We start from the raw sequence: 26,127 nt of genomic DNA, 5'->3' as shown, positions 1-26,127 counted from the left end.
GGCGCGGCGCGTCACCAGCCGAACTTCGCTTCCATCCCGACATAGTCGGCATTGCGCGCGCCGAGCGCGCGAATCGACGAGCCGAGCTGGAAGTGCACGGCTTCGAGCGCGAGCGCGACGTTCGCGTTCACGAGCCAGTCGACGCGCGCCTGCGCGTACATCCCCGTCCACGCGCCGCCCTTGCCCGCCGTGCCCGGCACTGCCGACATCCCCTGCCCGTAGATCGCGTCGGCCGTCGTCTGCCGCCACTGGAAGCCGACGGCGGTGAGCACCGTCACCGAGCTTGCCGGCTTGAAGGTCAGCGACGGCTTCACGTGGATCAGGTTGCTGTATCCGGTATACCCGGCGAGCGTGAAGTAATAGCCGTTCGGAAACATCGGGTTGAACGTGCCGACGCGCCGGTCGCCCGGATGCGCGTCGCCCGATGCGCCGTCGACCTGGATGCCGACGCGCGGCGTGCCGGCCGTCTTCGCGAACGTGTAGCCGCCCAGCGCGCCGAACGCCCACGCGCCGATCGTGTCCTGCCCGACATGGCCCGTCTGCAGCATCGCCTCGACGTCCCAGTCGAACCCGTCGGACTTGCCCGCGTAGCGCATGTCGAACACGTCGCGCCGCTCGGTGCCGGATGCATCCGGATAGCGCGCGTTGTCGCGCGTGTAGCGCGACCAGTACGCGGACAGATCGCCAGGCCCCGTGCCCGTGCGCTCGACGCGCACGCCGTCGAATCGCAGGTGCCGGTTCGACACGTCGTCGAACGCGGCCGCGTTGCGATACTGCACCGGGCGCGTCACATAGCCGATCACGCGCCATTTGCCGATTTCGTAATCGGTCCACAGTCCGTCGTACGCCTGGCGCACGTTCGGGCCGTCGCGCACCGACACGAAGCGCTGCAAGTCGAACGCCATCTCCTGCCGGCCGATCCGCGTCTTGAACGTGCCGGGCCCCAGTTGATCGACGTACGCGACGAACGCCTGCTGGAGGTCGAGCTGGTCCTTGTCGACCGGGCCGACCGTATCCTTGCCGAACGGCCGCGCATCGACGAACTGCACGAACGCCTGCAGGTGCCCGCGATAGCGCAGGTCCGCATGCACGTTCGCGCGCTGGATCACGTAGTTGTCGTCGTGCGCGGCGCCGAGGCCGAACAGCGGCGCGTTGTTCAGCTCGAAGCGCTCGCGCAGGTTCGCGCCGAGCGACAGATAGGTCGACGGGTCGTCGCCGAGCGGCACGTATTTCAGCGCGTCGAACGGCTTGCGCGGCACGCACGGATTCGCGAGCGCCGACCAGTCTTCCTGCCAGCGGTTGAACAGCACCGTCGGGCGTTTCGCGGTGCACGACGCGGCGGTGGCAGCCGGCGACGCGGCCGCGCCGGCCGACGCCGCATCGGCCTCGGCGCCGACGGCGGTACCCGCGTGCGACGCGGCACCGCCCGCCAGCACGACGCACGACAGCGCGCCGCGCCACGATCGCTTCATCGGCCGGTGCACCGTCATTTCGACCGCGCGTGGATCTCGGCGACGTAGCCGCCCGGGAACTGCACGAGCGCCGCGTCGCGCCCGTCCGACTTGAACGGCGGCACGAGCACCGTCACGCCCGCGGCTTCGGCCTGCTTCAGCGTCGCGGCGAGATCGGCCACTTCGTAGCCCGTCATTTCACGCCCGAACGGGTACGGCAGATGGCCGTCGGTCGCGAGCACGGTCATCTTGCCGAAGCCCGACTCGATGCGAATGCGGCGATACGTGTCGTTCGGCCGCCCGATCTCGATGCCCGGCGCATGGCGCACGTCCGACACGATCTTGCCGTGCGAGAACGCGGCGAAGTCGCGCGCGAGCTTGCCCGCGCTTTCCGGCGACACGTATACGCGATTCTCCGGCACCGTCTGCAGCGGGTCGTAGTTCGGCGCCTGCGTATGCCAGTACAGCTGCATGTTCACGCCGCCCGGCCAGCGGACGATCGCGTCGCGGCCGATCGGGTCGGGGAACGTCGCCACGACGATGTCCGCGCCATGCGCGCGCGCCGACTTCACCGCGACGTCCATGTCGGTGACGAGATAGCCGGTGCGCTCCTCGCAGAACGGATACGGAATCGGCGTCTTGAAACCGAACACCGAGATCGTGCCGACCGGCGTCAGCACGAGCTGCGACATCGTCTGGCTTGGCGTCGGCGTGACCTGGAACACGCCCTGCTTCGACTTCTTGCCGCCGAACGTCGCGACGAAGCTGTCGGTGAAGCGGTCGAAGTCCTCAGGCGCGACGCATACGTGGGTCGTGTCGTACTGCGGGCCCACCGCAATGGCGGGGAACCACGCCGCGGCGGCCGGCGACGCGATGTCGTCGAGATGGGTTTCGTCGGCGAGCGCCGGCGCGCCGGCCAGCAGCGCGGCGAGCACGGCCGACGTCGCGGCGGTCATGCGCAGCATGTTGCGCAGGTTCAATAAACTCATCGGTTTTCTCCTTGATGGTGATGCGCGCGGCCAGCGCCGCGCGCGGATTCGGATTCAGCGGGATACGGGCCACGCGTCCGGGCGGCCGGACGACCGGCGAGAAACACGAGCGGCGCGCGCGGCTTCCCGCCCGGCGGGAGACGGCGCAGACTCGTCGTTTCAGCGCGGTCGCCGCAACGTCGCCGAATGGCGGGAACGCTGCCGGTCTGGCGTCGTATATCGTCGAGCACGGTGACGCGCTGCTGGATTTCCCCTGGCCGCGACGGCAGCGCGCGGACCCACGCCGCGGTGTCGCAAGTGGCACGCATCGCCCTGTCAGACCGCCCAGCACGAACAGCCGAACGCGCCCCAGAAACCCTTCGCGTCAGACGTCGGCAATGCGTTCGCCCAAGCGCTCGCGTGCGCATGCTGGTGAACGTTGCATTCGTTCGCGCAGCCGCACATCGCGGCGGCCGCCGCGCGCTGCAACGGCGCGCCGGCCCGCTGCGTCGCGCCCCAGCCGCCATAGCCGCCGAACTCGCGCACCGGCGACCAGTCCGGCATCGCCGGCGGGATCGGCGCGTCGTGCGACGCGAACGGCCCCGCGCCCCACACGATCTTCCCGTCGACCATCGTCAGCAACGCGGTCGTGCCGGCGATATCGTCTTCCGCGCACGCGAAGAAATCGCGATCGGGGACCACGAGGTCGGCAAGCTGCCCCACCGCGATGCGCCCTTTCTTGCCTTCCTCGTTCGAGAACCACGTCACGTACTCGGTCCACATCCGCAGCGCGGTTTCCCGATCGAGCAGGTTGCGCTGCGGATACAGGCGCATGCCGCCGACCGTCTTGCCCGTCACGAGCCACGCGAGCGACACCCACGGGTTGTACGACGCGACGCGCGTCGCGTCGGTGCCGGCCGACACCTTGAGCCCCTTGCCGAGCATCTTCGCGACAGGCGGCGTCGCCTCGGCGGCCTGTGCGCCGTAGCGCTCGACGAAGTATTCGCCCTGGTACGCCATCCGGTGCTGCACCGCGATGCCGCCGCCGAGCGCGGCGATCCGGTCCATCGATTTCTCGGAGATGGTTTCCGCATGATCGAAGAACCAGTTCAGCCCGTCGAGCGGGATGTCTTCGTTGACCTTCTCGAACACGTCCAGCGCGCGGCTGATCGTTTCGTCATAGGTCGCGTGCATGCGCCACGGCCAGCGGTTTTCCGCGAGCACGCGCACGACGCCTTCGAGATCGTCCTCCATCTGCGCGGGCAAATCCGGCCGCGCGACGCGGAAATCCTCGAAGTCGGCCGCCGAAAACGCCAGCATCTCGCCCGCGCCGTTATTGCGGAAGTAGTCGGTGCCGTCGTGGTACTTGACGCTCTTCGTCCAGTTCACGAAGTCTTCCTTCTCCGCGTTCGGCTTCTGCGTGAACAGGTTGTACGCGATCCGGATCGTCATCTCGCCCGCGTCGTGCAGCTTGCGGATCACTTCGTAATCGTCGGGATAATTCTGCGAGCCGCCGCCCGCGTCGATCACGCCCGTCACGCCGAGCCGGTTCAGCTCGCGCATGAAATGGCGCGTCGAGTTGTACTGATACTCGAACGGCAGCTTCGGCCCCTTCGCGAGCGTCGCGTAGAGGATCGTCGCGTTCGGGTTCGCGAGCAGCAGGCCGGTCGGATTGCCCCCGGCATCGCGCAGGATCGTGCCGCCCGGCGGCTCCGGCGTGTCCTTCGTATAGCCGACCACGCGCAGCGCGGCCGCGTTCAGCAACGCGCGGTCGTACAGGTGCAGGATGAACACGGGCGTATCGGGCGCGACCGCATTGAGTTCGTCGATCGTCGGCAGCCGTTTCTCGACGAACTGATGTTCGGTGAAGCCGCCGACCACACGCACCCACTGCGGCGCGGGCGTCACGGCGACCTGACGCTTGAGCATCTCCATCGCGACCGCGAGCGACGGCACGCCGTCCCAGCGCAGCTCCATGTTGTAGTTCAGGCCGCCACGAATCACGTGGCAGTGGTTGTCGATCAGGCCCGGCAGCACGCCGCGGCCGCCGAGATCGACCACTTTCGTCGCGCGGCCCGCGAGCGGCATGACGTCCGCGTCGCTGCCGACGGCGACGAAGCGGCCGGCGGCAATCGCGACGGCCGTCGCGACGGGGTTCGCGCGGTCGAGCGTCGTGAATCGTCCGTTATGCAGGATCAGATCCGGTTGGGTCACGGTTGCGGTCATGTGCATCACCTCTTGTTGATCAGAAGCCAAACAGCTGTTTCACGGTGGGTAACGCTTGCACGCCGATCAGCATGCCGAGCAACCCGACCAGCGCAATCAGCGGCGGTGCGGGAGAGCGAACCTTGATGGCGCTGTAAATCACACCGATCAGCAGGCCCGCACCAAGGGAAACCAGATAAGGTTTCATGCGATCAATCTCCCGGACAATTTCAAATGCAGGCGCGGTGTGCCGAACGGCATGCCGCGGGCGGCATTCGTGTTTCGGTCACGTCCGCCGCCCGCGGCAATGGAGCCGATGCGGCGCGTTCGCATCGAACCCGTCGCACCGGCATCCGCCGTTGCAGGCCGTCCGCGCTTACTTCGCCGGAACGGGCGCAATCGACTCGTGCGGCGTCGCGGTACGCTGCGGCGCCTTGTGGAGCATCGTGTACGCGTAGTCCACGCCCATCCCGTATGCGCCCGAATGCTCCTTCGCGATCGCCATCACCGCGTCGTACGTCTCGCGGTGCGCCCAGTCGCGCTGCCATTCGAGCAGCACCTGCTGCCACGTGACCGGCACCACGCCGGCCTGCACCATGCGCTGCATCGCGATATCGTGCGCGGCCTGCGTCGTGCCGCCCGAAGCGTCGGCGACCATGTAGATCTCGTAGTCGCCCTCGAGCATCGCGCACAGCGCGAACGTCGTATTGCAGACTTCGGTCCACAGCCCCGACACGACCACCTTCTTGCGGCCGTTCGCGGCGAGCGCGTCGCGCACCTTCTGGTCGTCCCACGAGTTCATCGACGTGCGTTCGAGCGTCTTCTGGTTCGGGAACACGTCGAGCAGCTCGGGATAGGTGTGGCCCGAGAAGCTCTCGCTTTCGACCGTCGTGATCGTGGTGGGAATGTTGAAGACCTTCGCGGCCTTCGCGAGCCCGACGACGTTGTTCTTCAGCGTCTGCCGATCGATCGACTGCACGCCGAAGGCCATCTGCGGCTGCTGGTCGATGAAGATCAGCTGGCTGTTGTGCGGGGTAAGTACTTCAAGCTTGGGGTTGCTCATGGTGATGATGTCCTTTGACGCGGAGAAAAATGAGACTCGCCTGGCCGACGAATCCGCGAGGCGTCCAATGCGCGGTGTCGGAAGCGTCGGCAGCCGGCCTGCGTCATTCAATACGCGAACGTGCGGCCGCACCAGTTAATTGTTCTGATTCTCGCCACGCTGGACATTCAGACTGAAAAGTTCTGAATTTCATTGAATGCGCTAACGACGAACGCGCGGACCTGATAGGCTGGCCCAAGACTTTCGGATCGACGCCAGACCGGTAGGTATCCGTATTTTTAACGGCTGTCATTTCATTCCAGAACGATGAAACCGTACACTGCTTCGCTTTTCGCCGGCATCCTCGCCGGCGTCGTCTACGCGCTGATCGGCGTGCAATCGCCGGCGCCGCCCGCCGTCGCCCTCGCCGGCCTGCTTGGCATTCTGGCCGGCGAACAGATTCTTCCCGTGGTGCGACGGATGCTCGACGGCATTCGACCGGGAACCGCGTGGCGCGACGCGAAGTGCAGTCAGCACATGTTCGGCCCGTTACCTGGCGCTCACACCTCCGACGCTTCCGTGAAGCACCGCGAATCGACACCGACGTGACAGGCACACGTCGAGCGAAGCTCACGCGCATGGGCCGCGTCGTCGTCGACGAAGGCCGTCATCTTCTTGATGCTGCCGAACAGCGTGAACGGAAGGCGCAGCGCGCGAAGTCGCGCGTTGTGCGTGATTTGCGCATCCGCCACCCCGAGTGTCGGTTTCCGGGCGATCAGCCGTGAACGGTCGAGGCGTCTGGCGCTTGCCGACCCGAATCAAGCCATTCTTGAAGCCAGCGTTGACGGAATGAAGAAACGGGAGCGGCTTCGCCGCCGCCGATGCTGCAGACAGCCGACGCCGCGTGCGGCATCGGCGTTCAACGCGCCGCGGACGTCTCGCCGGTCCGGCCGGCGCGCCAGGTGAGGAAAGCGAGCATCGCGAGCGGCAGCGCCAGCGCCCAGAACGCGGCGTACAGGTAGGCGCTCGCGCCGGCGCCCGCACCGAGCGCGAACCCGGCGACCGGCGGCAGCGTGCGTCGCAGCCGCGCGCGCGCGGCTTCCCGTTCGGCCGGCGCGGCGATCGGCACGAGCCAGTCGAATGCATCGATGACCGCCTGCGTGACGTTGCCGGTCATCACGGTGTTCGCGACGACGGTGCGCGCGGTCAGCCGGCCGTGCGCGTTCTGCACGCCCATTGCCGCCGCACCCAGCAGCCCGCAGACGATCGTCGCGGGCGCATCGGCGCTGCCGATCGGCGACGCCGCGACGCCCGCGAGCATGAAGCCGGCCAGCAGGATCGTCTGCAGCGCGTACAGCGAGCGCGCCCGCGGGCCATGCCCGCGCACGCGCATCCGGTGATCGAGCAGGCGGGCGGCCACGATGCCCGCGATGAATGCCGGAAACGCGAGCCACTTGATCATCAGGCCCTGGCCGACACCGGCGAGGCCCGAGCCGATCAGGATGAAGTTGCCGGTAACGTGCGCGGTGAAGAGCCCGAACAGCGCGACGAAGCCGAGCGTGTCGACGTAGCCGGCGATCGATGCGAGAAACACATCCTCGCCGCGCAGGCGATCGGGGGCCGCCGCGCCCGCTGCCGTTACTTGCGCGGGCTGCATGTCGTGGCTTCCGCGGTTGGGTCGACGGTGCCCGCATCGCGGACCTGCGCGGCGCGCGCGCGCCATTGCGCCCGCGCGAGCGCGATCGCATGCTCGCGCAAGACGAGGCCGAGCCGGCCCGCCAGGGCGATCGGCGGCGGCGCGGGCGATTGCACGCGCACGAGGGGGTGCGGGAGGCCGACTGCGATGCCGGCTCCCGGCGAGATCAGGTAAGGCATGGTCCGTTCCGGTTACGCCGCCGGCCGGGCCGGCCGAAGGGATTCGGCCGCGTGCGGCGGCTCGGGAGCAAGACTACGGAATGCGGGCCTGAAAGTCATGGCGGCGAACTGAATCGTTCTGAACGCGCGGGGCGGCGACGCCCGCGCCGCGTGGCCGGCTTCGCGGTGGCGCGCCTTGCTATTTTTCGATCGATAAGTGCAGAATGGCCGCATTCAGGAGCCGACGCATGACCGACACCAAGCGCAAGGCAGCGCCCCGCACGCGCGGGGCGACCGCCGACGACACCGCCGCCACATCGGGCCGCCGCCTCACGCCGGAAGCGCGCGAGCGGCAGATCGTCGAAAAGGCGGTCGAACACTTCGCGACCCACGGTTTTTCCGGCAGCACGCGCGAGCTCGCGCGGCAGATCGGCGTGACCCAGCCGCTGCTCTACCGGTATTTCCCGAGCAAGGAAGCGCTGATCGATCGCGTATACGACGAGGTCTACACGTGGGATCCCGAGTGGGAAAAACTGATCGCCGACCGCTCGGTTCCGCTGCAGCAGCGGCTCGTCGCGTTCTACCGGTCGTATGCGCAGACGATCCTGCGGCGCGAATGGATTCGCACGTTCATCTTCGCGGGGCTCAGCCGCGAGGGCTTCAACACGCGCTATCTGTCGCGGCTGCGCGAACGCGTGTTCCTGCCGGTGCTGCGCGAGCTGCGGCATGCGTACGACATCGCGACGCCGGCGTCGGAAGCGCAGCGCAATGCGGAAATCGAACTGGTGTGGAGCCTGCACGCGAGCATCTTCTATCTCGGCGTGCGCAAGTGGGTATACGGGCTGCCGGTACCCGACGATCTCGACGCGGAAATCGAACGGCAGATCGACGCGTTCCTGAACGGCACGCCGGCCGCGCTGAAGCGTGTCGCGTCCGACGCAGCCGCGAAGCGCGCCCGCCGCTCGTGATGCCGCGGCGCGGCGTGGCGTTGCACCGCGCCCGGGCCGATTCAGAACGATTCAGCCGCGACGGTCGCTGCTTGCCCTATGCTCGGACAGCATTGGACGCGTGCCGTACCGCGCACCGTCCGCATCGAACCGGGGCTCCCACATGACGACCGACACGCTCGCACTCACCCATCACACCATTACCGCGAACGGCATCCGCCAGCACGTCATCGATGCCGGCGCCGGGCCCGTCGTCGTGCTGCTGCATGGCTTTCCCGAAACCAGCTTCGCGTGGCGCCACCAGATCCCGGTGCTCGCGCGGCACTATCGCGTGATCGCGCCCGACCTGCGCGGCTACGGCGAAACCGACAAGCCCGCGGCCGGCTACGACAAGCGCAACATGGCGCGCGATCTCGCCGCGCTGCTCGATGCGCTCGGCATCGACCGCATCGCGCTCGTCGGCCACGATCGCGGCGCACGCGTCGCGACGCGTTTCGCGAAGGACTTCCCCGCGCGCGTCGAGCGGCTCGTCGTGATGGACAACGTGCCGACGCGCATCGTCGCGCAGAACATGACCGCGCAAACGGCGCGCGCGTACTGGTTCTTCCTGTTCCACCAGGTGCCCGACCTGCCGGAGGCACTGATCGCGGGCAAGGAAGCCGAATGGCTCAGCTATTTCTTCTCCGACTGGTGCTACAACCCGCATGCGATCTCGGGCGATGCATTCGACACGTACGTACGCGCGTATCGGCGCCCGGGGGCCGTGCGCGGCGCGCTGGCCGACTATCGCGCGAACGCGGAAGACGTGCAGCAGGATCTCGTCGATGCGGATGTCAGGATCGGGTGCCCGACCATGGCGATCTGGGGCGAGGATTTCTACGCGGTCGGCAAGATGTTCGACATGATGGCCGTATGGGAAGGCATGGCGGCGAACCTGCGGGCCGAGCCGATCGCGCAGTGCGGGCACCTGCCGCACGAGGAGCAGCCCGAGCGCGTGAACATGCTGCTGCTCGATTTCCTGCGCGGCTGGGCCGGCTGACGCAACGCCGCTGCACGCGGCATCATCGGAGGACCATCGGATGGGACACGGATCGGGCCGCAAGGCCGTCATCGCCGGCGGATCGGTCGGCGGGCTGTTCGCGGCGATCGCGTTGCGCGCGGCCGGCTGGGACGTCCGCGTATTCGAGCAATCGCCGCACGAACTCGACAGCCGCGGCGGCGGCATCGTGCTGCAGCCGCCGATCGAGCGCGCGTTCGCGTTCGGCGGCGTGCCGCTGCCGCGCGCGGCCGGCGTCGATTCGATCGACCGGATCTACGTCGACGCACAGGACCGGATCGTGCAACGCTTCGCGATGCCGCAGACGCAGACCGCGTGGAACGTGATCTACACGGCGCTCAAGCGTGCGCTGCCGGCCGGCATCCTCCACGCCGGCGACGCGTTCGAGCGGTTCGAGCAGGACGGCGCGCGGATCGTCGCGCACTTCGCGAGCGGCCATGCCGAGACGGCCGATCTGCTGATCGGCGCGGACGGCGGTCGCTCCACCGTGCGCGCGCAGTTGCTGCCGGACGTGCGGCCGACGTATGCGGGCTATGTCGCGTGGCGCGGGCTCGTCGACGAACGCGCGCTGCCCGAGCAGGTGCTGGTTCTGCTGCGCGAACGCTTCACGTTCCAGCAAGGCGACCGGCACCTGTTCCTCACCTATCTGGTGCCCGGCGCCGACGGCGCGCTCGAACCAGGCGAGCGGCGCGTGAACTGGGTGTGGTACCGGCGTCTCGCGTCCGACCGGCTGGCATCGCTGTTCCTTGCACGCGACGGCACGCGGCGCGACGGGTCGCTGCCGCCCGGCGCGATGCGCGACGACAACCGCGCGGAACTCGTCGACGCCGCCGACCGGATGCTCGCGCCGACGCTCGCCGCGCTGGTGGATGCGACACCGGCGCCGTTCGCGCAGGCGATCCTCGATCTCGCGGTCGAGCGGATGGCGTTCGGGCGCGCGGTGCTGCTGGGCGACGCCGCCTGCATGGTGCGCCCGCACACGGCGGCGGGCGTCGCGAAAGCGGCCGACGATGCGGTCGGTCTCGCGCAGGCGTTGCGCGACGTCGCGCCCGGCAGCACGTTCGACGCCGGGCTGGCCGGCTGGGACGCCCGTCAGCGCGCCGCCAGCGCATCGATCGCCGCGCGCGGAATCGCGCTCGGCGCACGTTTGATGGGCACGGCCTGAGCGTTCGCGGGCCACGTGTCATGCGCCCGGCGCGGCGCATCGGACTCCGGGTCGAGCGCGTGCAGCACGCTCGCGCGCCCGCCGTCGTCATCCGGCAGTTGCGGCTGGCCGCGCGCGAAGGCCGGCGTGGCGGCGGCCGTGCCGAGGCAAAGAGTGAGCAACGCGGCGGCGACAAGCTTGCGATTCATGATGACACTCCCGAGAACGATTCGATGGGGACGCGCCGCCGGCACGACCGCGCGAGCGAAAGCGATTCGTTGCGTCACGTGTGCGTTGCCGGCGTCGAAAGACCCGACGCCGGCGGCGGACGGCGGCTGAAAAAACCGCGTTCAGTGGTGCTCGAACAATTGCTGCGTGTCGAGCGACGCGAGCGACGGCACGCCCGTCCCGGCGGCGGCATCCGGCCGTGCAGCGACCGACTGCGGATGCTGGGCGGCGACCTTCGCCTCCGCTGCCTGGATGTCCTCGGGATAGTAAGGATCGCTGCCGACCGGCCGATAACCGGCCTTTTCGACACGGACGAGATCGGCGCGCACGTCGGCCCGTGTGAGCGCATGGTCGGCGGTTTGCGCAAATGCGACGATCGGTGCGCTCAGCGCACAGGAAAGCAGGACTGCACGAATCAGGTTGTTCATGATGTTCACCTCTCAAAGATGGCGTGTTCGCGTCCGCAGATCAGGCCGGACATCCGCTCCCCATCGATGTGATGAAGAGTTGGGATCATTCTGCGATTCGCGCGCTTTCCTGAAGGTGAGGCTTCGATTACGGTTTTGTTATCCGGGCGCGGGCGCCCGTCGTGCAGGGGCGCCCGGCTCGCCGGGCACGGCGCAGGCGCGCACGTCGGACGACCGTCGCGTTCATGCGGACGCGTCGAGCGGCCGCACTTCCGGAATCATCGCGGCCTGGCCGCGCACGATTCCGTCTGCGTCCGTGAGCTGCCACACGGTCGCGCGCTCGATCCAGAACCGCTTGCCGGATTTCGTGACCCGCACGCCGCGGTATCCGGACACGAAGCCGTCCCGCATCACCTTGTCGAGGAATATCTGCCGCTCGCGCCGCTCCATCGGCTCCGCCGACAGGCGCGACGGCAACGCCGTCAGTTCGTCCCAGTCGTATTCGAAAATCGCCTGCGCGCGCCGATTGCCGTACACGAACACCGGATCGGCCGACGTGTCGTGCGCCAGCACGCCGAACGGCGCCGTCTCGTACAGCCACGCGGCGCCGTCGGACGCGCTCATGCCGTCGGGAACGAGCGGGCGGTGCAACAGCCGGCGGTAGGAATCGGCGAGAAGGAGGAAGAAATCTGCATCGGTGCGCAACGACATCGGTCAGGCTCCTGAAAGCGGCGGGATACGGGAACGCGTGAAGGTTCACGGCCGGACATTATAGGGACGAAGCGGCGCGGCCGACGCCGCCGCGTCCGCACAGATAACGACTTCGTAATCTTCGGGTCAGGGTCGGGTCAACGCCGCGCCGGCAGACTGCATGCTCGTCGCATCGAATGCGCATCCGAGCCTTGCTTCGAGGAGCACCATCATGTGGATCGTCCGGCTGGCGTTACGCAGGCCCTACACGTTCGTCGTACTCGCGCTGCTGATCTTCATCGCGGGGCCACTTGCCCTGCTGCGCACGCCGACCGACATTTTTCCGAGCATCGACATTCCGGTCGTCAGCATCGTCTGGTCGTACAACGGCTTCTCCGCGGAGGACATGGCCAAGCGGATCACGTCGAACTACGAGCGCGCGCTCACGTCCGACGTCGACGACATCGAGCACATCGAGTCGCAGTCGCTGAACGGCGTGTCCGTCGTGAAGATCTTCTTCCATCCGGGCGCCGACATCAATCGCGCGATCGCGGAAGCCGCGAGCAACGCCGCGTCGATCCTGCGCATCCTGCCGCCCGGCACGCTGCCGCCGAACATCATCACGTACAACGCGTCGACGGTGCCGATCCTGCAGCTCGGGCTGTCGAGCGGCACGCTCGCCGAGCAGCAGCTGTACGACCTCGGCAACAGCTTCATCCGCACGCAGCTCGCGACCGTCCAGGGCGCGGCCGTGCCGCTGCCGTTCGGCGGCAAGATCCGCCAGATCGTCGTCGATCTCGATACGCGCGCGCTGCAGGCGAAGGGGCTCGCGCCGATCGACGTCGTGAACGCGATCAACGCGCAGAACCTGATCCTGCCGGGCGGCACCGCGAAGATCGGCACGCACGAATACAACGTGCAGATGAACGGCAGCACGCAGACGGTCGCCGCGCTGAACGACCTGCCGGTGAAGACGATCGGCGGCAATGTCGTGTACGTGCGCGACGTCGCGCACGTTCGCGACGGCTACGCGCCGCAGACCAACATCGTGCGCGTGGACGGCAAGCGCGCGGCGCTGCTGACGGTCGAGAAGACCGGCAGCGCGTCGACGCTGACGATCATCGACCAGGTGAAGGCGATGCTGCCGAAGATCGCGGCCGGCCTGCCGAAGGCGCTGCACATTTCGCCGCTCGACGATCAGTCCGTGTTCGTGAAGGCGGCGGTCCAGGGCGTCGTGCGCGAGGCGCTGATCGCCGCGTGCCTGACCGCGCTGATGATCCTGCTGTTTCTCGGCAGCTGGCGCGCGACGCTGATCATCGCGGTATCGATTCCGCTCGCGGTGCTCACGTCGCTGCTCGCGCTGTCCGTGCTCGGCCAGACCATCAACATCATGACGCTCGGCGGGCTCGCGCTCGCGGTCGGGATCCTCGTCGACGACGCGACCGTCGCGATCGAGAACATCACGCATCATCTGGAGCTCGGCGCGCCGCTAGAGGAAGCCATTCTGACCGGCGCGGGCGAAATCGCGGTGCCGACCTTCGTGTCGACGCTGTCGATCTGCATCGTGTTCGTGCCGATGTTCCTGCTCACGGGCGTCGCGCGCTATCTGTTCGTGCCGCTGGCCGAGGCCGTGATCTTCGCGATGATCGCGTCGTACTTCTTCTCGCGCACGCTGGTGCCGACGCTCGCAATGGCGCTGATGCGCGCGAAGGGGCAAGGCCGGCCGCCGCGCGGCGTATTCGCGCGCGTCGCGCGTTTCCAGGCCGCGTTCGAGCATCGCTTCGAGGCCGTGCGGCTGCGCTATCGCGCATTGCTCTCGGCGGCGATCGCGCGGCGCCGCCGCTTCGCGGCCGCGTTCCTGCTCGCGTGCGTCGCGTCGACGGGCCTCTACGCGTTCGCCGGGCAGGACTTCTTTCCGTCGGTCGACACCGGCGAAATCCGCCTGCACCTGCGCGCGCCGACCGGCACGCGGATCGAGGAAACCGCGCGGCTGACCGACGAAGTCGAAGCGAAGATCCGCGGCGTGATCCCGGCCAACGAACTCGCCGGCGTGCTCGACAACATCGGCGTGCCGGTGAGCGGGATCAACCTCACGTACGACTCGTCCGACCCGATCGGCACCGAGGACGCCGACGTGCTCGTCACGCTGAAACCGAATCACGCGTCGACGGCCGCATACGTCGCGAAGCTGCGCAACGTGCTCGCGCAGTCGTTCCCCGGCGTGACGTTCGCGTTCCTGCCGGCCGACATCGTCAGCCAGATCCTGAACTTCGGGCTGCCCGCGCCGATCGACATCCAGATCGTCGGCAACAAGCTCGACCAGAACCGCGCGGTCGCGAATGCGCTGCTCGCGAAGCTGCGCGGCGTGCGCGGGCTCGTCGACGCACGCATCCAGCAGCCCGGCGACGAACCGGCGATCAACGTGAACGTCGACCGCACGAAGGCGATCCAGGCCGGCCTCGAACAGCGCGACGTCGCGCAGAACCTGCTGATCGCGCTGTCCGGCAGTTCGCAGACCACGCCGAACTTCTGGCTCGATCCGCGCAACGGCGTCAGCTACCCGGTGCTCGTGCAAACGCCGCAATACACGGTGAATTCACTGCAGTCGCTCGCGAACGTGCCGCTGCCGGCCGGCACCGCACGCGCGCCGCAGACGCCGGCCGGCGGCCCGGCCGCGGGCGCGCCCGCGCAGAACCTGCTCGGCTCGTTGGGCACGTTCTCGCGCTCGACGCAGCAGGCCGTGGTGTCGCACTACAACGTGCAGCCGGTGCTCGACATCTTCGCGTCGGTGCAGGGGCGCGACCTCGGCGGCGTCACGGCCGACGTGACGAAGCTCGTCGACGCCGCACGCGCGCAACTGCCGCCCGGCTCGTCGATCGTGCTGCGCGGCCAGGTGCAGGCGATGCACGAATCGTTCACGGGCCTGCTCGGCGGCCTCGCGCTCGCGATCGCGCTCGTCTACCTGCTGATGGTCGTGAACTTCCAGTCGTGGCTCGATCCGCTCGTGATCGTCGGCGGGCTGCCGGCGTCGCTCGCCGGCATCGCATGGATGCTGTTCGTCACGCGCACCACGCTGTCGGTGCCCGCGCTGACCGGCACGATCCTGTGCATCGGCATCGCGACCGCGAACAGCATTCTCGTCGTGAACGCGGCGCGCGAGCTGCTCGCGGGCGGCGCGTCGCCGTGGCAAGCAGCGCTCGATGCCGGCTTCAACCGCTTCCGCCCCGTCGTGATGACCGCGCTCGCGATGCTGATCGGCATGCTGCCGATGGCGCTCGGCCTCGGCGATGGCGGCGAACAGAATGCGCCGCTCGGCCGCGCGGTGATTGGCGGCCTCGCGTTCGGCACGGTGTCGACGCTGCTGTTCGTGCCGGTGGTGTTCGGCTTAGTCCACGCGTGGCTCGCGCGGCGCCGCGACGCCGCGGCCGCCCGGCGCGCGCAGCCCGCGCCCGATACGCCGGCACTGCGTTGAGCGCGCACGGCCGCCCCTTCCCATCCTTCGATTCGCCCGACCCCGGACCCATCATGAACGACTCGATCGAACCCGTCGCCCCGCCGCCGGCCGCCGAAACGGCCACCGCGGCCCCCGCTGCCGCAGCCGTGCCGCCCGCCGCGCGCGGCGCCGCCTCCGACACCCCGCCGGCTCGCCGCGGCCGCAAGCTGACCGTGCCGCTCGCGGCCGCCGCGCTCGCCGCCGCGCTGCTCGCGCTCGGCATCGTGCCGCGTATCGACGCGCGCGCCGCGCAGCGTGCGCAGGTGGCCGCGCAGCAGGCGCTGCCAGTGTCGGTCGTCGTGCCCGGCACGGCGCCGGCCGACCAGACGCTGACCTTGCCCGGCGCGGTGACGCCGTATGCGGACGCATCGATCTATGCGCGCACGAGCGGCTATATCGCGCACTGGAGCGCCGATCTCGGCACGCACGTGAAGGCCGGCCAGACGCTCGCGCAAATCTCGGCGCCCGATCTCGACGCGCAGTTGCGCCAGGCGCGCGCGGACGAAGCGAGCGCGCAGGCGAACTACGACTATGCGAAATCGACCGCGCAGCGCTGGCAGGACATGCTGAAGACGCAATCGGTGTCGCAGCAGGACACCGACACGAAGGTCGCGGACATGAACGCGAAGCGCGCGATGCTCGCCGCCGCGCAGGCGAACGTCGCGCATCTTGCCGAACTCGTGTCGTACGAATCCGTCACCGCGCCGTTCGACGGCGTGATCACCGCACGCAACGTCGACGTCGGCACGCTCGTCACCGCGGGCGGCACGCCGGGCAGCCCGGGCCTGTCCGGCGAACTGTTCCACCTCGAACAGACGGACACGCTGCGCGTGTTCGTCGATGTGCCGCAGGACAGCGCGACGGGCGTGTCGACCGGCACACCGGTCTACCTGACGACGCCGCAGTATCCGGGGCGGCGCATCGCCGCGCGCGTCGCGCGCAGCGCGGGCGCGATCGATCCCGTCACGCGCACGCTGCGCGTCGAGATCGACGTCGACAATCGCGACGGCACGCTGATGCCCGGCGCGTACGCGCAGGCGCATCTCGTCGTGCCGAGCGCGGCGCCGGCGCTCGAGCTGCCGGTCAGCGCGCTGCTGTTCCGCCCGAACGGCGTGACGGTGGCCACCGTCGGCGCGAACGGGCGCACCGCGCTGAAGACCGTGCAGATCGGGCGCGATTTCGGCACGCGGGTGGAGATCGTCGCGGGGCTCGCGGCAACCGATCGCGTGATCGACAACCCGGGCGATGCGATCACGGCCGGGGAGGCCGTGAAGATCGTGTCGACCGCGCACGATGCAGCGCCGGTCGCTGCTTCGCCGGCTTCGGCCGCTTCGGCCGCTTCCGCCCCGCAGGCCGCGCAACCTGCGTCTGCGGCCGATGCACGCAACGTGCCGCCGCCGCGCGCGGCCGGCGCCGCACCGGCTACATCGACACCCGCTGCCGCGCCCGCCCGCGGCTGACCCATCGACGACGAATCACGAGATACCTGCCATGCGCCTCCGTCATCCGCTTCCGTTCGCACGTCGCATCGTCACGCTCGCCGCCACCGCCGCACTGACCGCCTGCTCGACGCTGCCGCCCTATTCGCCACCCGCCGTCGCGGTGCCCGCGCACTACGCGGGCGCGCCGGCCGCACCTGCCGCGCAGGCCGGCTGGCACGTCGCGATGCCGGCCGACGCCGCCGCGCGCGGCGCGTGGTGGACGGTGTTCGGCGACGCCGCCCTGAACGCGCTCGAAGCACGCGTCGACGTGTCGAACCAGACGGTGAAGAAAGCCGTCGCCGATCTGCAGCAGGCACGCGCGATGGTCGACTATCAGCACGCCGGATTCCTGCCGACGATCACCGCGGGCGTCGCGCAAAGCCGCGCGCGCGTGTCGCAGAACCGGCTCGGCTCGTCGCTCGCCGGCAAGACGACGCCCGACTACCAGGCCGGCGTGGCCGCGAGCTGGGAGCCGGACGTGTTCGGCCGCGTGCGCGATGCGGTGACGGGCGCGCAGGCGAACGCGGCCGCGAGCGCGGCCGACCTGCAGGCCGTGAAGCTGTCGGTCACGGCCGAACTCGCGACCGATTATTTCGCGCTGCGCTCGCTCGACACGCAGAAGCAACTGCTCGACGACACGGTTAGCGCGTACGCGGACGCGCTGACGCTGCTCAGGCAGCAACTCGCGGCCGGTGCGATCGACGCGTCGGCCGTCGCCCAAGCTCAGACGCAACTCGAATCGACGCGCACGCAGGACACCGACATCGACGCGTCGCGTGCGCAGTTGCAGCACGCGATCGCGACGCTCGTCGGCGAAAGCGCGTCGACGTTCGCGCTGCCGCCCCGCGTGCAGGCGTTCCACGTGCCGGCCATTCCGGCCGGCGTGCCGTCGCAACTGCTAGAGCGGCGGCCCGACATCGCGGCGGCCGAGCGTCGCGTCGCGGCCGCGAACGCGCAGATCGGCGAGGCGCGTGCCGCGTTCTTTCCCGATCTGGTGTTGTCGGCGAGCGCCGGCCTCGAGAGTTCGTTCTTCGCGCCGTGGCTCACCGCGCCGAGCCTGTTCTGGTCGATCGGCCCGCAGCTCGCCGGCACGCTGTTCGACGGCGGCCGCCGCAGCGCATCGCTGCGCGGCGCGCATGCGCAATACGACGGCGCGGTCGCCGATTACCGGCAAACCGTGCTCGTCGCGTTCCAGCAGGTGGAGGATCAGTTGTCCGCGCTCGATGCACTCGCTTCCGAAGCCGGCAGCCAGCAACGCGCGACCGACGCGGCCGATCTGTCGCTGCGGCTGACGACGAATCGTTTCAACGCCGGCGCCGTCAGCTATCTCGATGTGGTGACCGCGCAGACGATCGCGCTGACGAACCGGCGCACCGCCGATCAGATCGACGCGCGCCGGATGGAGGCGGCGGTCGGCCTGCTGAAGGCGTTGGGCGGCGGCTGGCAGGCGGGCGCGGGCGCGGAATCAGGCGCGGAATCGAACGCCGGCGCGAAGGAACACGCGGGGGCCGTGCGGCCCGAACCCGCCGTCACGCAGCCCGCGGCCGGTTGAACGTGAGAGGCGCGCAGCCGTAGCACCATTTCAACTCTTCGATCGGCGGACGAAAGGTTGCACGTCGGTAATACGGCTCGTTGACGTCACACTGCGACATATCACCGTCAGTCATGCGAACCATGTCTTCCCCATCACTTGCGCCCGGGTCGATTGCCTTGCGGTAGTTGGGTGCCACTCTCCGGTCTCGTACGTCCGGTTGACCTGCCGCTGGCAAGCGAATGGTCCCCGGCCTCGTTCTGGATCAAGCTCCAATAATGCTGGGGCGTGCTCGCGTAATTGTCCATCTGCGAGCAGGGCTTCGACCAATTCGCCGGCAATGACGTCGCCGAGACGCTCCGCATCGAACAGCCGCCCACGGTTGCACGCGCCAACGCCGTGCGCGCCGCATTTGAGGCAGCGAACCGACGCGTTGATCGCACTGTCGATTGGGATGTCACTTACCGGCGAGGCCGGCGTTTCCCGTCATTCCAAAATGGTTTGCAGGCGAGCGAGCGCATCTTCGACAACTTCAATGGGGGCACGCTCGACCTTGCGTGCGCCGCGCGCCTCGAGGTCGAGCGTGCGGACCATGTTCACCAGCGCCACGCCCTGCGTCTCCGTCCCCGAACCCGAGAGCGGCACAGCGAATCCCGCGTATCGCGCGAATTCGCCGCCCTGCGTAATTGGCGCGACGAGCGCCACGCCAAGCGTGTTGAACGCGGCGGGTGACAGAACCAGCGCGGGACGGAAATCCCCTTGCTGTTCTTTGCCCACTGTCGGATTCAGGCTAACCCGCACGATATCGCCACGGTCGAACTTGACGCGCCTCACCATGCCTCACGTCCCACGGGCTTGACTTCACCCCACGCAACGAGGTCTGCCGGTTGCGGAGCCTTCGGATCGCATTGCGCAACGAGTTCATCCAGCGAATATTTGCGCCGCGCGGGTGAAAGCAACACGCCATCCGGCCGTACATCGGCGCGCAGAGAACTGCCAGCCGACGCGCCGATCTGCTCCAACAACACAGCAGGAAGCCGTACGGCCGCACTGTTGCCCCACTTCTGAATTTTGAGTTCCATATCATGCTCCGAATGTTTATCCATTGTAGACACGCGCCGCAGAAATGGCAAGCCGTTTGTATCTACATTGATTCTACATTCGGTTCGTTTGAAGACCCCGCAAACGGCTGCCCTGTTTCGAACGCCGGCACGAAGGACCACGCGGCGGCCGCGCAGCCCGAACCCGCCGTCACACAGCCGGCGGCCGGTTGAACGTGAGCACGAAGCGCGTGCCGCGCGCGTCGCTTTCGACCTGCGCGGTGCCGCCGTGCAGTTCCATCACCGAGCGCACGATCGCGAGGCCGAGCCCTGCCGTGCCGCCCGGCGCGCCGCCGCTGCGCGCGGGGTCGCCGCGCACGAAGCGGTCGAAGATCCGCGGCAACAGCGCGGGATCGATCGGCTCGCCCGGATTCGCGACGACGACGCGCACCGCGTCGGCGGTTTCATCGACACTCAGCGTGATGACGCCGCCGGCGGGCGTGTAACGCAGCGCGTTCGCGAGCAGGTTGCCGACCGCGCGGCGGAACAGCTCGACGTCGGCGGTCAACTGCCCGTGCCCGTCGACGCGCAGCGCCGAGCCCGCCTCGTCGGCGAGCCCCTCGAAATACTCGGCGATGCGCTCGAGTTCGTCGCGCACGTCGAATGCGCGCTGCCGCGTGACGAAGCTCGGATGCTCGGCGCGCGCGAGAAACAGCACGTTCTCGATCATCCGTGCGAGGCGATCGTATTCCTCGAGATTCGATTCGAGCAGCGTCTGGTACTCGTCGGCCGAACGCGGCCGCGCGAGCGCGACTTCGGTGGCGCCGCGCATGTTGTTCAGCGGCGTGCGCAAGTCGTGCGCGAGATCGGCGCTGAATTGCGACAGATGCGCGAACGCCTGCTGCAGGCGGCCGAGCATCGCATTCTGCGCATCGACGAGCGCGCGCAGCTCCGGCGGCGCGCGCGACGCGTCGAGCCGCGTGTCGAGCTTGTCGACCGTGATCCGGCCGGTGTCGTCGACGATCTCGCGCAGCGGCGCGAGCGCCTTGCGGATCAGCCAGTAGCCGAGCAGCAGCGCGAACAGCGCGCCGACGCCGCCGGCAAGCATGAGCCGGTTGCGGTAGCCGTCGAGCAGTTCGGCCCGGTCGCGCATGTTGCGCGCGATCGCGATGCGGATCGGCGTGCGGTCGCCGAGCGCGGCCTCGATCGCGACGCCGCGCATCGGCGTGCCGCCGGCGGCGGTCCATGTGACGAGCCGGTCGGCCGTGATCCGGTCGTTCGCGGGAACCGGCGCCGCGTGCGGCGCGAACAGTTGCGCGTCGGCCAGCGGAACCGATGCGGCCGCGGGTGCATCGTCGAGCGCGACGAGCCGGACGTTGTGGCGCGCGAGCACGTCGCCCTGCGCATCGACGACGACCATCGACAGCGCCTCGTTGCCCAGCACCTGGCTCGTCAGCCGCTCCGCGTGCGCGCGAACCGCATCGAGCGACTCGAGCTCGCCCGCGAGCCGGCGCGTGTGGCGCGCGGCCAGCACGATGTCGAGATCGTCCTGCGTGTTCACCTGCCGCTCGAGGCCCGCATACACATACGCGCCGACGAGCGCGAACGCGGCCAGCGTGGTCGCGGCGAAAGCGAGCGCGAGTGTCGCCGCGAGCGAGCGCGCGCGCGTCATGCGCCGTCCTTCGGCTCGAGCACGTAGCCGACGCCGCGCACGGTATGGATCAGCTTGACCGGAAACGCGTCGTCGATCTTCGCGCGCAGGCGCCGGATCGCGACCTCGACGACATTGGTGTCGCTGTCGAAATTCATGTCCCACACGTACGATGCGATCTGCGTGCGGCTCAGCACCTCGCCCTGCCGGCGCGCGAGCAGTTGCAGCAGCGAGAATTCGCGCGGCGTCAGGTCGATTCGCGTGGCGCCGCGCTTCACGCGGCGGCGCACCACGTCGATTTCCAGATCGCCGACCGCCAGGTGCTCGGTCTCGCGCGGCGGCCCGCGACGCGCGAGCGTGCGGATGCGGGCCAGCAGCTCGACGAACGCGAACGGCTTCACGAGGTAATCGTCGGCGCCGAGTTCGAGGCCGTGCACGCGGTCCTGCACGTCGTCGCGCGCGGTCAGGAACAGCACGGGCGTCGTATGCGTCTCGCGCAGCCGCTTGAGCACGCCCCAGCCGTCGAGCACGGGCAGCATCACGTCGAGCACGATCACGTCGTAACGCTCTTCCTGCGCGAGCATCAGCCCTTCGGCGCCGTCCTTCGCGAGATCGACGCTGAAGCCCGATTCCTCGAGCCCTTTCTTCAGGTACGCGCCCGTTTTCGGTTCGTCTTCGACTATCAGGATGCGCATGGCCGGCTCCGTCGCATTCGTGGTGACATACGGCGATGTTACCCGGAAACGGCGACACGGCCGCGCTCCGTGCAGGCCCGAGCGGCGTAGATGACAAAACGGTAATCGGCCCGTCAGCCTGGCGTGCGGTCGCGGCGCCAGGCGGCGGATTCCCGTCCCGTCGGTCCAGCGCGATCGCGGCGCGTATGCCTAAACACGCCGGCTCTACGGCGCTTCACCGCGTCCAAGGCGAAAAACCGAGATGACCTCCACCCGTTCCCGTGACTGCTGGCGCAGACTGACCGCCGCCGCCGCCGTTTGCTCGACCAACGCAGCGTTTTGCTGCGTGGCGCGCTCCATCTGGCCGACGGCTTCGCCGATCTGGGCCACGCCGAGCGATTGTTCGGCGCTCGCGGCACTGATTTCACGCATCGTCTCGGTGACGCGACGAATGGAGTTCACGACTTCGGTCATCGCCACCCATGCGCGCTCGACTTCGGTCGAACCTTGAGCAACGCGCCCCACGCTCGAGCCGATGAGCTTCTTGATCTCCCTGGCCGCATCGGCGGAACGTCCGGCCAGGCTGCGCACTTCGCTGGCGACCACCGCGAAGCCCCTGCCCTGCTCGCCGGCGCGCGCGGCCTCGACCGCCGCATTCAAGGCCAGAATGTTCGTCTGAAAGGCAATGCTGTCGATGACACCCGTGATGTCCGAGATTTGGCGGGAGCTGTCGTTGATGCCCTTCATGGTTTCCACGACGTGACCGCGACACCGATTTGCCGGGACTAGTCATTGACCAGCCGCTCGGTCTGCAACGGCCGGGCAAAGCGATTTTCATCGCCTCAATGGATCAACATGTTCTCGGCGATCGCGTGCTTCAACTCCTTCAGCACAAGCGCGAGCAGACGAGATACCTGCATTTCGACCTCGTCGCCGTCGAAAGTAACGAGGGCACGCACCCTGTTGCCTTCGATGCCGCCGAGCCAGTCGAGGTGTTGCGGGCGTGTCGACCACATCAGCAACGGCACGCCTCGCGGCAATCGACTCAATCGGCAATCCGCGCTCGTCTTCGCCGCATCCGGGACGTTACCCGGCATGAGCGACTCGCTCCATGCACGATGCGCATCGACGGGATCGTCAATCTGGAGAAGCGCGACTTCCGGCATCGCCGCGAAGCGGGCTACGGCCGCTGAAACTGCGGCCGCGCCGGGGCTCGGATCCATGACGACACACACGCGAGCCCGCTCCGAAGGCGGCAACAGCCAGTTCCACGTCGAAGCCCCCGACGATACCGCGTCCAGTTTCCTTGCACTCATGCCGATCACCTCGCATGTCGTCGAAACAAGTCTCGCGCCGCACCCGGCGAAGCCATCGCCCGGCCGTGCGGCGTTCTCTCGATGCGCTGCCTTATCGGAGATTCAACATCGATCGACAGCCGCGCAATGCAATCAGACTCAGCACGCCGAGCAGCATCAGATAAAACGCCGGCGATGCCAGATTGCCCGTCTGATGGATCAGCGACGCGACGATCAGCGGCGCGAAACCGCCAAACAGCGTGACGCCGATGTTGTAGCTGATCGCCATGCCCGTCGCTCGCGTTTCGGTCGGAAATACTTCCGCCATCAGCGCTGGCAGCGCGCCAAAATAGACCGCCTTCAGCGTCCCCATCCAGGCCATCATCGCAATGAGTCTTCCCAGATCGGGATGCGCGCCAAGCAATTTGAAAACCGGGTAAATGGTCAGAATGAAGGCTACTCCGGCCCAGATCATCAGCCTGATGCGGCCGATCCTGTCCGAGAGATGACCGACGAACGGCGTAACGAACGTCAGGATGGCGCCGGTCAACGTCGTTGCAATGAAACCGAAACTGGCAGGCAGATGAAGTTCACGTACCGCGTAGGTCGGAATATAAAGAATGACGTAACTGGCGCCGGTGGAAAGAACGAGCGTACCGATCGCCAGCAACATTCTGGCCTTCTGATTGACGAACACTTCCCTCACCGGGAACGATGCGGGCCTTTCACGCCTCGCGCCGTCGGCCTCATGCACGTGCTTTCGCAAGTACAGGCCGACCGGGCCGATCAACACACCAAAGAGAAACGGTATGCGCCAACCCCATGCGTCGATGGCGTCTCCATCGAGGATCAACGTGAGGAGAACGCCGAAACCGGCCGCGAGCATATAGCTCAATCCTTGACTCGCGAACTGGAAGCTGGCGAACAATCCCTTGCGCTCGGGACACTGCTCCACCAGAAACGCGGTCGTGCTGCCGAACTCGCCGCCCGCGGAAAATCCCTGAAGCAGCCGAGCGCAGATGACCAGAATCGGTGCGATCACGCCGATCGACGCGTAACTCGGCATCAGTGCGATCGTCGTCGTGCCGATCATCATCGTCACGATCGACACCATCATCGACGCCTTGCGGCCGCGACGATCCGCATACGAACCCAGCACCAGCGCTCCGATCGGCCTGGCCAAATACGAGATCGCGAACGTCCCGAACGTCAGAAGAAGGGATACCCCGCTGCTCGACGCTGGAAAGAAAGCCTTTGAAATCGAGATTGCGAAGAATCCGTAAATCAGTATGTCGAACCATTCCAAGGCATTGCCGACGGTTGCGGCGGACACCAGCCGCAACACGTTTGGAGCTTGTTCTCTCGTCGGCGCGGCATCCACCATTTCCATAGTACGCATCTCATTCTCCGTTCACTTACGATGACAAGTGCATTAAAAAATTGGCGTCTTATGCGTGGACGACAAGCGCTCCTTCCTTGCGCCGATCCCGGACGGCGGATGCCGACTCCCCGAGATCCCAAAATATGCCGGCCATGATCTGCAGCGCCTCACGCGCGACACTTCCAAGGAGGTGTTCGTTCGGTGCGTGCTGGGAGCAGGCTCCGTATGAGTGCGGAATCCAGATCGTCGGAAGGCCCAGAACCTCGGAAAAGACGTCGTTGGGCAGCGACCCGCCAAGATTGGGAAGCAAATCCGGCTGCTTTCCGGTCGTCCGCTCGATCGAATCGAGCGCCCATGCGACCCACGGATCTTCCGGCGGCAGACGCGTGGCGCCCATTCGCTCGCCGATTGCAACCTCGACCCTGTCGAACCCGCATTCGTCGAGGCGATGCCGTAGAACTTCTTCGATACGCTCGCAATCCGTACCGACGACGTACCTGAGTTGGCAATGCGCGTGCGCGACGGGCGGAATCGCGCCGATCGGGCTGGTCGGGTTACCGGTGGTAAAGGCCAGTACTTCGAGCGCGTTCCATGCATAGACGCGCTCCTGGGCCGTCAAATCGGGCTCGCCCCAATTGCCATCGACGTGAGGATCGTCGGGCCCGCCACCGACGGCAATATGCTTCAGCGCCGTGCGTACCGAAGCCGGAATATGCGTCGGCAACAGCGCGTCGACGAGGATCCGCCCGCGCCCGTCGACGAGCGACGAAATCGCGTTCGCGAGCACGGTTCCGGCATTGCCGAGCGCTCCTCCCCAATTTCCGGAATGATGGGCGCCCGACCGGAGCCGGACGGAAAGCATGAAGTTCACGAATCCACGCGACCCGAGAAAAACGCAGGGGACGTTCGACCTGGCCCGAGGGCCATCCGAAGCGATCAGAACGTCGGCGGCGAGAAGGTCCTTGTTCTGCTCGCAGACCGCGCGCAGCCCGGGCGATCCGGTTTCTTCCCCCATCTCGAGCAGCAGCGTCGCATTGAAGCCCAGGCGTCGATTCCTGGCCTCGATGACTTGCTCCAGCGCGGCCAGGTTGATCGTGTGTTGCCCTTTGTTGTCCGCGGTGCCCCGCCCGAACCATTGGTCTCCTTCAACCGTAACGTTCCATGGCGACATCTGGTCCTTCCACTGTCCGTCATGGCCACGGACGACATCACCGTGCCCGTACATCAGGATCGTCGGAAGCGAGGGGTCCTCGATACGCGTCGCGATCAAAAACGGCGCGCTCCCCGCAACCGGGTTCTCGACGATACGAGACTCAAAGCCGATACGGTCGATCGATGGGACGATCTCGTCGACGAGGTATGCTCGAAGCTCGCCTTCCCGTCCGGAATCCTGACTTTCCGTCGTCATGGAGACGCGTCGCGCGAGATCTTTCAGAAAGCCCCCCGAATCGAAATATGTTGTGGCAGAGTCGATTGCTTGATGGCGCGTCATGGTGATCCTCGCGTGTATCGTGGAAGAGCGGCTTGTTCGACCTTGATGGATCAAGCGTACGGAGCCAAAACGCGCACTACAATTGACTTTTTTGCG

Annotated in this window: 25 protein-coding genes and 1 pseudogene; 8 read left to right on the top strand and 18 right to left on the bottom strand. The window is 67.6% G+C overall.

Annotation, left to right across the window (positions count from 1 at the left end):
* Positions 1 to 11: 11 nt before the first annotated feature.
* From KPB06_RS07295 to KPB06_RS07275, 5 genes are all read right to left on the bottom strand, one after another.
* Positions 12 to 1,472, bottom strand: a complete 1,461-nt coding sequence (locus KPB06_RS07295) for an alginate export family protein (protein WP_275905431.1) — start codon at positions 1,470 to 1,472, stop codon at positions 12 to 14.
* A 14-nt stretch (positions 1,473 to 1,486) separates the two neighbouring features.
* Positions 1,487 to 2,440, bottom strand: a complete 954-nt coding sequence (locus KPB06_RS07290) for a VOC family protein (RefSeq protein WP_275905432.1) — start codon at positions 2,438 to 2,440, stop codon at positions 1,487 to 1,489.
* Positions 2,441 to 2,755: 315 nt separating this feature from the next.
* Positions 2,756 to 4,645, bottom strand: a complete 1,890-nt coding sequence (locus KPB06_RS07285; RefSeq protein WP_275905433.1) for an amidohydrolase — start codon at positions 4,643 to 4,645, stop codon at positions 2,756 to 2,758.
* Between the two features lie 19 nt (positions 4,646 to 4,664).
* A complete protein-coding gene (locus KPB06_RS07280) occupies positions 4,665 to 4,832 on the bottom strand; it encodes a DUF1427 family protein (RefSeq protein WP_059579100.1) in 168 nt (55 codons plus the stop codon).
* Positions 4,833 to 5,000: 168 nt separating this feature from the next.
* Entirely contained in the window at positions 5,001 to 5,687 is a 687-nt protein-coding gene (locus tag KPB06_RS07275; protein ID WP_059579098.1) for a hydrolase, read from the bottom strand.
* A gap of 306 nt (positions 5,688 to 5,993) precedes the next feature.
* Here KPB06_RS07275 and KPB06_RS07270 point away from each other — a divergent pair, with 306 nt between their 5' ends.
* Positions 5,994 to 6,275, top strand: coding sequence for a XapX domain-containing protein (locus KPB06_RS07270; protein ID WP_081066619.1), 282 nt, complete (start codon positions 5,994 to 5,996; stop codon positions 6,273 to 6,275).
* Positions 6,276 to 6,304: 29 nt separating this feature from the next.
* Positions 6,305 to 6,451 (top strand): hypothetical protein, encoded by a 147-nt coding sequence (locus KPB06_RS34550; RefSeq protein ID WP_373453028.1) that lies wholly within the window; start codon positions 6,305 to 6,307, stop codon positions 6,449 to 6,451.
* Between the two features lie 134 nt (positions 6,452 to 6,585).
* On the opposite strand, the gene KPB06_RS07260 is transcribed toward KPB06_RS34550, so the two are convergent.
* Both KPB06_RS07260 and KPB06_RS07255 read right to left on the bottom strand, forming a co-directional pair.
* Entirely contained in the window at positions 6,586 to 7,323 is a 738-nt protein-coding gene (locus KPB06_RS07260) for a YoaK family protein (protein WP_089466076.1), read from the bottom strand.
* Entirely contained in the window at positions 7,305 to 7,541 is a 237-nt protein-coding gene (locus KPB06_RS07255; protein ID WP_275905434.1) for a DUF1427 family protein, read from the bottom strand. Before KPB06_RS07255 ends, KPB06_RS07260 begins: the two co-directional genes overlap by 19 nt.
* A gap of 227 nt (positions 7,542 to 7,768) precedes the next feature.
* On the opposite strand from KPB06_RS07255, the gene KPB06_RS07250 reads away from it, so the two are divergent.
* The 3 genes from KPB06_RS07250 to KPB06_RS07240 all read left to right on the top strand — a co-directional run bounded on the left by KPB06_RS07250 (position 7,769) and on the right by KPB06_RS07240 (position 10,689).
* Positions 7,769 to 8,488: a TetR/AcrR family transcriptional regulator gene (locus tag KPB06_RS07250; protein WP_060314486.1), complete on the top strand. Its 720-nt coding sequence runs from the start codon at positions 7,769 to 7,771 to the stop codon at positions 8,486 to 8,488.
* 142 nt (positions 8,489 to 8,630) lie between these two features.
* Positions 8,631 to 9,506: an alpha/beta fold hydrolase gene (locus KPB06_RS07245; protein WP_059579085.1), complete on the top strand. Its 876-nt coding sequence runs from the start codon at positions 8,631 to 8,633 to the stop codon at positions 9,504 to 9,506.
* A 40-nt stretch (positions 9,507 to 9,546) separates the two neighbouring features.
* Positions 9,547 to 10,689, top strand: coding sequence for an FAD binding domain-containing protein (locus KPB06_RS07240; RefSeq protein WP_059579082.1), 1,143 nt, complete (start codon positions 9,547 to 9,549; stop codon positions 10,687 to 10,689).
* Here KPB06_RS07240 and KPB06_RS07235 read toward each other — a convergent pair.
* The 3 genes from KPB06_RS07235 to KPB06_RS07225 all read right to left on the bottom strand — a co-directional run bounded on the left by KPB06_RS07235 (position 10,617) and on the right by KPB06_RS07225 (position 12,014).
* The gene (locus tag KPB06_RS07235; protein WP_059579078.1) at positions 10,617 to 10,877 is read right to left on the bottom strand and encodes a hypothetical protein; all 261 of its coding nucleotides are present in this window, start codon (positions 10,875 to 10,877) and stop codon (positions 10,617 to 10,619) included. The genes KPB06_RS07240 and KPB06_RS07235 overlap by 73 nt on opposite strands.
* Before the next feature lie 141 nt (positions 10,878 to 11,018).
* Entirely contained in the window at positions 11,019 to 11,324 is a 306-nt protein-coding gene (locus KPB06_RS07230) for a DUF4148 domain-containing protein (protein ID WP_059579126.1), read from the bottom strand.
* A gap of 222 nt (positions 11,325 to 11,546) precedes the next feature.
* The gene (locus KPB06_RS07225) at positions 11,547 to 12,014 is read right to left on the bottom strand and encodes an MEKHLA domain-containing protein (RefSeq protein ID WP_059579075.1); all 468 of its coding nucleotides are present in this window, start codon (positions 12,012 to 12,014) and stop codon (positions 11,547 to 11,549) included.
* Between the two features lie 211 nt (positions 12,015 to 12,225).
* Between KPB06_RS07225 and KPB06_RS07220 the strand changes: the two genes are divergently transcribed.
* From KPB06_RS07220 to KPB06_RS07210, 3 genes are read left to right on the top strand one after another with little or no spacing between them, the layout of a single operon-like run.
* Positions 12,226 to 15,465, top strand: a complete 3,240-nt coding sequence (locus KPB06_RS07220) for an efflux RND transporter permease subunit (RefSeq protein WP_059579072.1) — start codon at positions 12,226 to 12,228, stop codon at positions 15,463 to 15,465.
* A gap of 53 nt (positions 15,466 to 15,518) precedes the next feature.
* A complete protein-coding gene (locus KPB06_RS07215; RefSeq protein WP_059579068.1) occupies positions 15,519 to 16,946 on the top strand; it encodes an efflux RND transporter periplasmic adaptor subunit in 1,428 nt (475 codons plus the stop codon).
* Positions 16,947 to 16,977: 31 nt separating this feature from the next.
* Complete coding sequence (locus tag KPB06_RS07210; RefSeq protein WP_059579066.1) at positions 16,978 to 18,519, top strand: efflux transporter outer membrane subunit; 1,542 nt, start codon at positions 16,978 to 16,980, stop codon at positions 18,517 to 18,519.
* A 465-nt stretch (positions 18,520 to 18,984) separates the two neighbouring features.
* Here KPB06_RS07210 and KPB06_RS07205 read toward each other — a convergent pair whose 3' ends face one another.
* The 8 genes and pseudogenes from KPB06_RS07205 to KPB06_RS07170 all read right to left on the bottom strand — a co-directional run bounded on the left by KPB06_RS07205 (position 18,985) and on the right by KPB06_RS07170 (position 26,031).
* Positions 18,985 to 19,335, bottom strand: a complete 351-nt coding sequence (locus KPB06_RS07205; protein WP_059579063.1) for a type II toxin-antitoxin system ChpB family toxin — start codon at positions 19,333 to 19,335, stop codon at positions 18,985 to 18,987.
* Positions 19,329 to 19,580 (bottom strand): AbrB/MazE/SpoVT family DNA-binding domain-containing protein, encoded by a 252-nt coding sequence (locus tag KPB06_RS07200; protein ID WP_081066622.1) that lies wholly within the window; start codon positions 19,578 to 19,580, stop codon positions 19,329 to 19,331. Before KPB06_RS07200 ends, KPB06_RS07205 begins: the two co-directional genes overlap by 7 nt.
* A gap of 169 nt (positions 19,581 to 19,749) precedes the next feature.
* Positions 19,750 to 21,210 (bottom strand): heavy metal sensor histidine kinase, encoded by a 1,461-nt coding sequence (locus KPB06_RS07195; protein ID WP_059579061.1) that lies wholly within the window; start codon positions 21,208 to 21,210, stop codon positions 19,750 to 19,752.
* Complete coding sequence (locus KPB06_RS07190; RefSeq protein ID WP_059579057.1) at positions 21,207 to 21,884, bottom strand: heavy metal response regulator transcription factor; 678 nt, start codon at positions 21,882 to 21,884, stop codon at positions 21,207 to 21,209. Before KPB06_RS07190 ends, KPB06_RS07195 begins: the two co-directional genes overlap by 4 nt.
* Positions 21,885 to 22,088: 204 nt before the next feature.
* Positions 22,089 to 22,622, bottom strand: a pseudogene (locus tag KPB06_RS07185) (methyl-accepting chemotaxis protein); the annotation flags it as partial.
* Between the two features lie 83 nt (positions 22,623 to 22,705).
* Positions 22,706 to 23,179: a hypothetical protein gene (locus KPB06_RS07180; protein ID WP_275905435.1), complete on the bottom strand. Its 474-nt coding sequence runs from the start codon at positions 23,177 to 23,179 to the stop codon at positions 22,706 to 22,708.
* A 91-nt stretch (positions 23,180 to 23,270) separates the two neighbouring features.
* Positions 23,271 to 24,557 (bottom strand): MFS transporter, encoded by a 1,287-nt coding sequence (locus KPB06_RS07175; RefSeq protein WP_099318366.1) that lies wholly within the window; start codon positions 24,555 to 24,557, stop codon positions 23,271 to 23,273.
* 49 nt (positions 24,558 to 24,606) lie between these two features.
* Complete coding sequence (locus KPB06_RS07170) at positions 24,607 to 26,031, bottom strand: M20 family metallopeptidase (protein WP_275905436.1); 1,425 nt, start codon at positions 26,029 to 26,031, stop codon at positions 24,607 to 24,609.
* Positions 26,032 to 26,127: the final 96 nt, after the last annotated feature.

This window comes from Burkholderia semiarida, from assembly GCF_029268935.1.
GTDB classification, from domain to species: Bacteria; Pseudomonadota; Gammaproteobacteria; order Burkholderiales; family Burkholderiaceae; genus Burkholderia; species Burkholderia semiarida.
This window is presented reverse-complemented; position numbering and strand designations above follow the sequence as displayed.

Bases quoted from the DNA above. Each gene is read 5' to 3' on its own strand.
- KPB06_RS07295 (WP_275905431.1), bottom strand. From the start codon at position 1,472: ATGAAGCGATCGTGGCGCGGCGCGCTGTCGTGCGTCGTGCTGGCGGGC.
- KPB06_RS07290 (WP_275905432.1), bottom strand. From the start codon at position 2,440: ATGAGTTTATTGAACCTGCGCAACATGCTGCGCATGACCGCCGCGACG.
- KPB06_RS07285 (WP_275905433.1), bottom strand. From the start codon at position 4,645: ATGACCGCAACCGTGACCCAACCGGATCTGATCCTGCATAACGGACGA.
- KPB06_RS07280 (WP_059579100.1), bottom strand. From the start codon at position 4,832: ATGAAACCTTATCTGGTTTCCCTTGGTGCGGGCCTGCTGATCGGTGTG.
- KPB06_RS07275 (WP_059579098.1), bottom strand. From the start codon at position 5,687: ATGAGCAACCCCAAGCTTGAAGTACTTACCCCGCACAACAGCCAGCTG.
- KPB06_RS07270 (WP_081066619.1), top strand. From the start codon at position 5,994: ATGAAACCGTACACTGCTTCGCTTTTCGCCGGCATCCTCGCCGGCGTC.
- KPB06_RS34550 (WP_373453028.1), top strand. From the start codon at position 6,305: ATGGGCCGCGTCGTCGTCGACGAAGGCCGTCATCTTCTTGATGCTGCC.
- KPB06_RS07260 (WP_089466076.1), bottom strand. From the start codon at position 7,323: ATGCAGCCCGCGCAAGTAACGGCAGCGGGCGCGGCGGCCCCCGATCGC.
- KPB06_RS07255 (WP_275905434.1), bottom strand. From the start codon at position 7,541: ATGCCTTACCTGATCTCGCCGGGAGCCGGCATCGCAGTCGGCCTCCCG.
- KPB06_RS07250 (WP_060314486.1), top strand. From the start codon at position 7,769: ATGACCGACACCAAGCGCAAGGCAGCGCCCCGCACGCGCGGGGCGACC.
- KPB06_RS07245 (WP_059579085.1), top strand. From the start codon at position 8,631: ATGACGACCGACACGCTCGCACTCACCCATCACACCATTACCGCGAAC.
- KPB06_RS07240 (WP_059579082.1), top strand. From the start codon at position 9,547: ATGGGACACGGATCGGGCCGCAAGGCCGTCATCGCCGGCGGATCGGTC.
- KPB06_RS07235 (WP_059579078.1), bottom strand. From the start codon at position 10,877: ATGAATCGCAAGCTTGTCGCCGCCGCGTTGCTCACTCTTTGCCTCGGC.
- KPB06_RS07230 (WP_059579126.1), bottom strand. From the start codon at position 11,324: ATGAACAACCTGATTCGTGCAGTCCTGCTTTCCTGTGCGCTGAGCGCA.
- KPB06_RS07225 (WP_059579075.1), bottom strand. From the start codon at position 12,014: ATGTCGTTGCGCACCGATGCAGATTTCTTCCTCCTTCTCGCCGATTCC.
- KPB06_RS07220 (WP_059579072.1), top strand. From the start codon at position 12,226: ATGTGGATCGTCCGGCTGGCGTTACGCAGGCCCTACACGTTCGTCGTA.
- KPB06_RS07215 (WP_059579068.1), top strand. From the start codon at position 15,519: ATGAACGACTCGATCGAACCCGTCGCCCCGCCGCCGGCCGCCGAAACG.
- KPB06_RS07210 (WP_059579066.1), top strand. From the start codon at position 16,978: ATGCGCCTCCGTCATCCGCTTCCGTTCGCACGTCGCATCGTCACGCTC.
- KPB06_RS07205 (WP_059579063.1), bottom strand. From the start codon at position 19,335: ATGGTGAGGCGCGTCAAGTTCGACCGTGGCGATATCGTGCGGGTTAGC.
- KPB06_RS07200 (WP_081066622.1), bottom strand. From the start codon at position 19,580: ATGGAACTCAAAATTCAGAAGTGGGGCAACAGTGCGGCCGTACGGCTT.
- KPB06_RS07195 (WP_059579061.1), bottom strand. From the start codon at position 21,210: ATGACGCGCGCGCGCTCGCTCGCGGCGACACTCGCGCTCGCTTTCGCC.
- KPB06_RS07190 (WP_059579057.1), bottom strand. From the start codon at position 21,884: ATGCGCATCCTGATAGTCGAAGACGAACCGAAAACGGGCGCGTACCTG.
- KPB06_RS07180 (WP_275905435.1), bottom strand. From the start codon at position 23,179: ATGAGTGCAAGGAAACTGGACGCGGTATCGTCGGGGGCTTCGACGTGG.
- KPB06_RS07175 (WP_099318366.1), bottom strand. From the start codon at position 24,557: ATGCGTACTATGGAAATGGTGGATGCCGCGCCGACGAGAGAACAAGCT.
- KPB06_RS07170 (WP_275905436.1), bottom strand. From the start codon at position 26,031: ATGACGCGCCATCAAGCAATCGACTCTGCCACAACATATTTCGATTCG.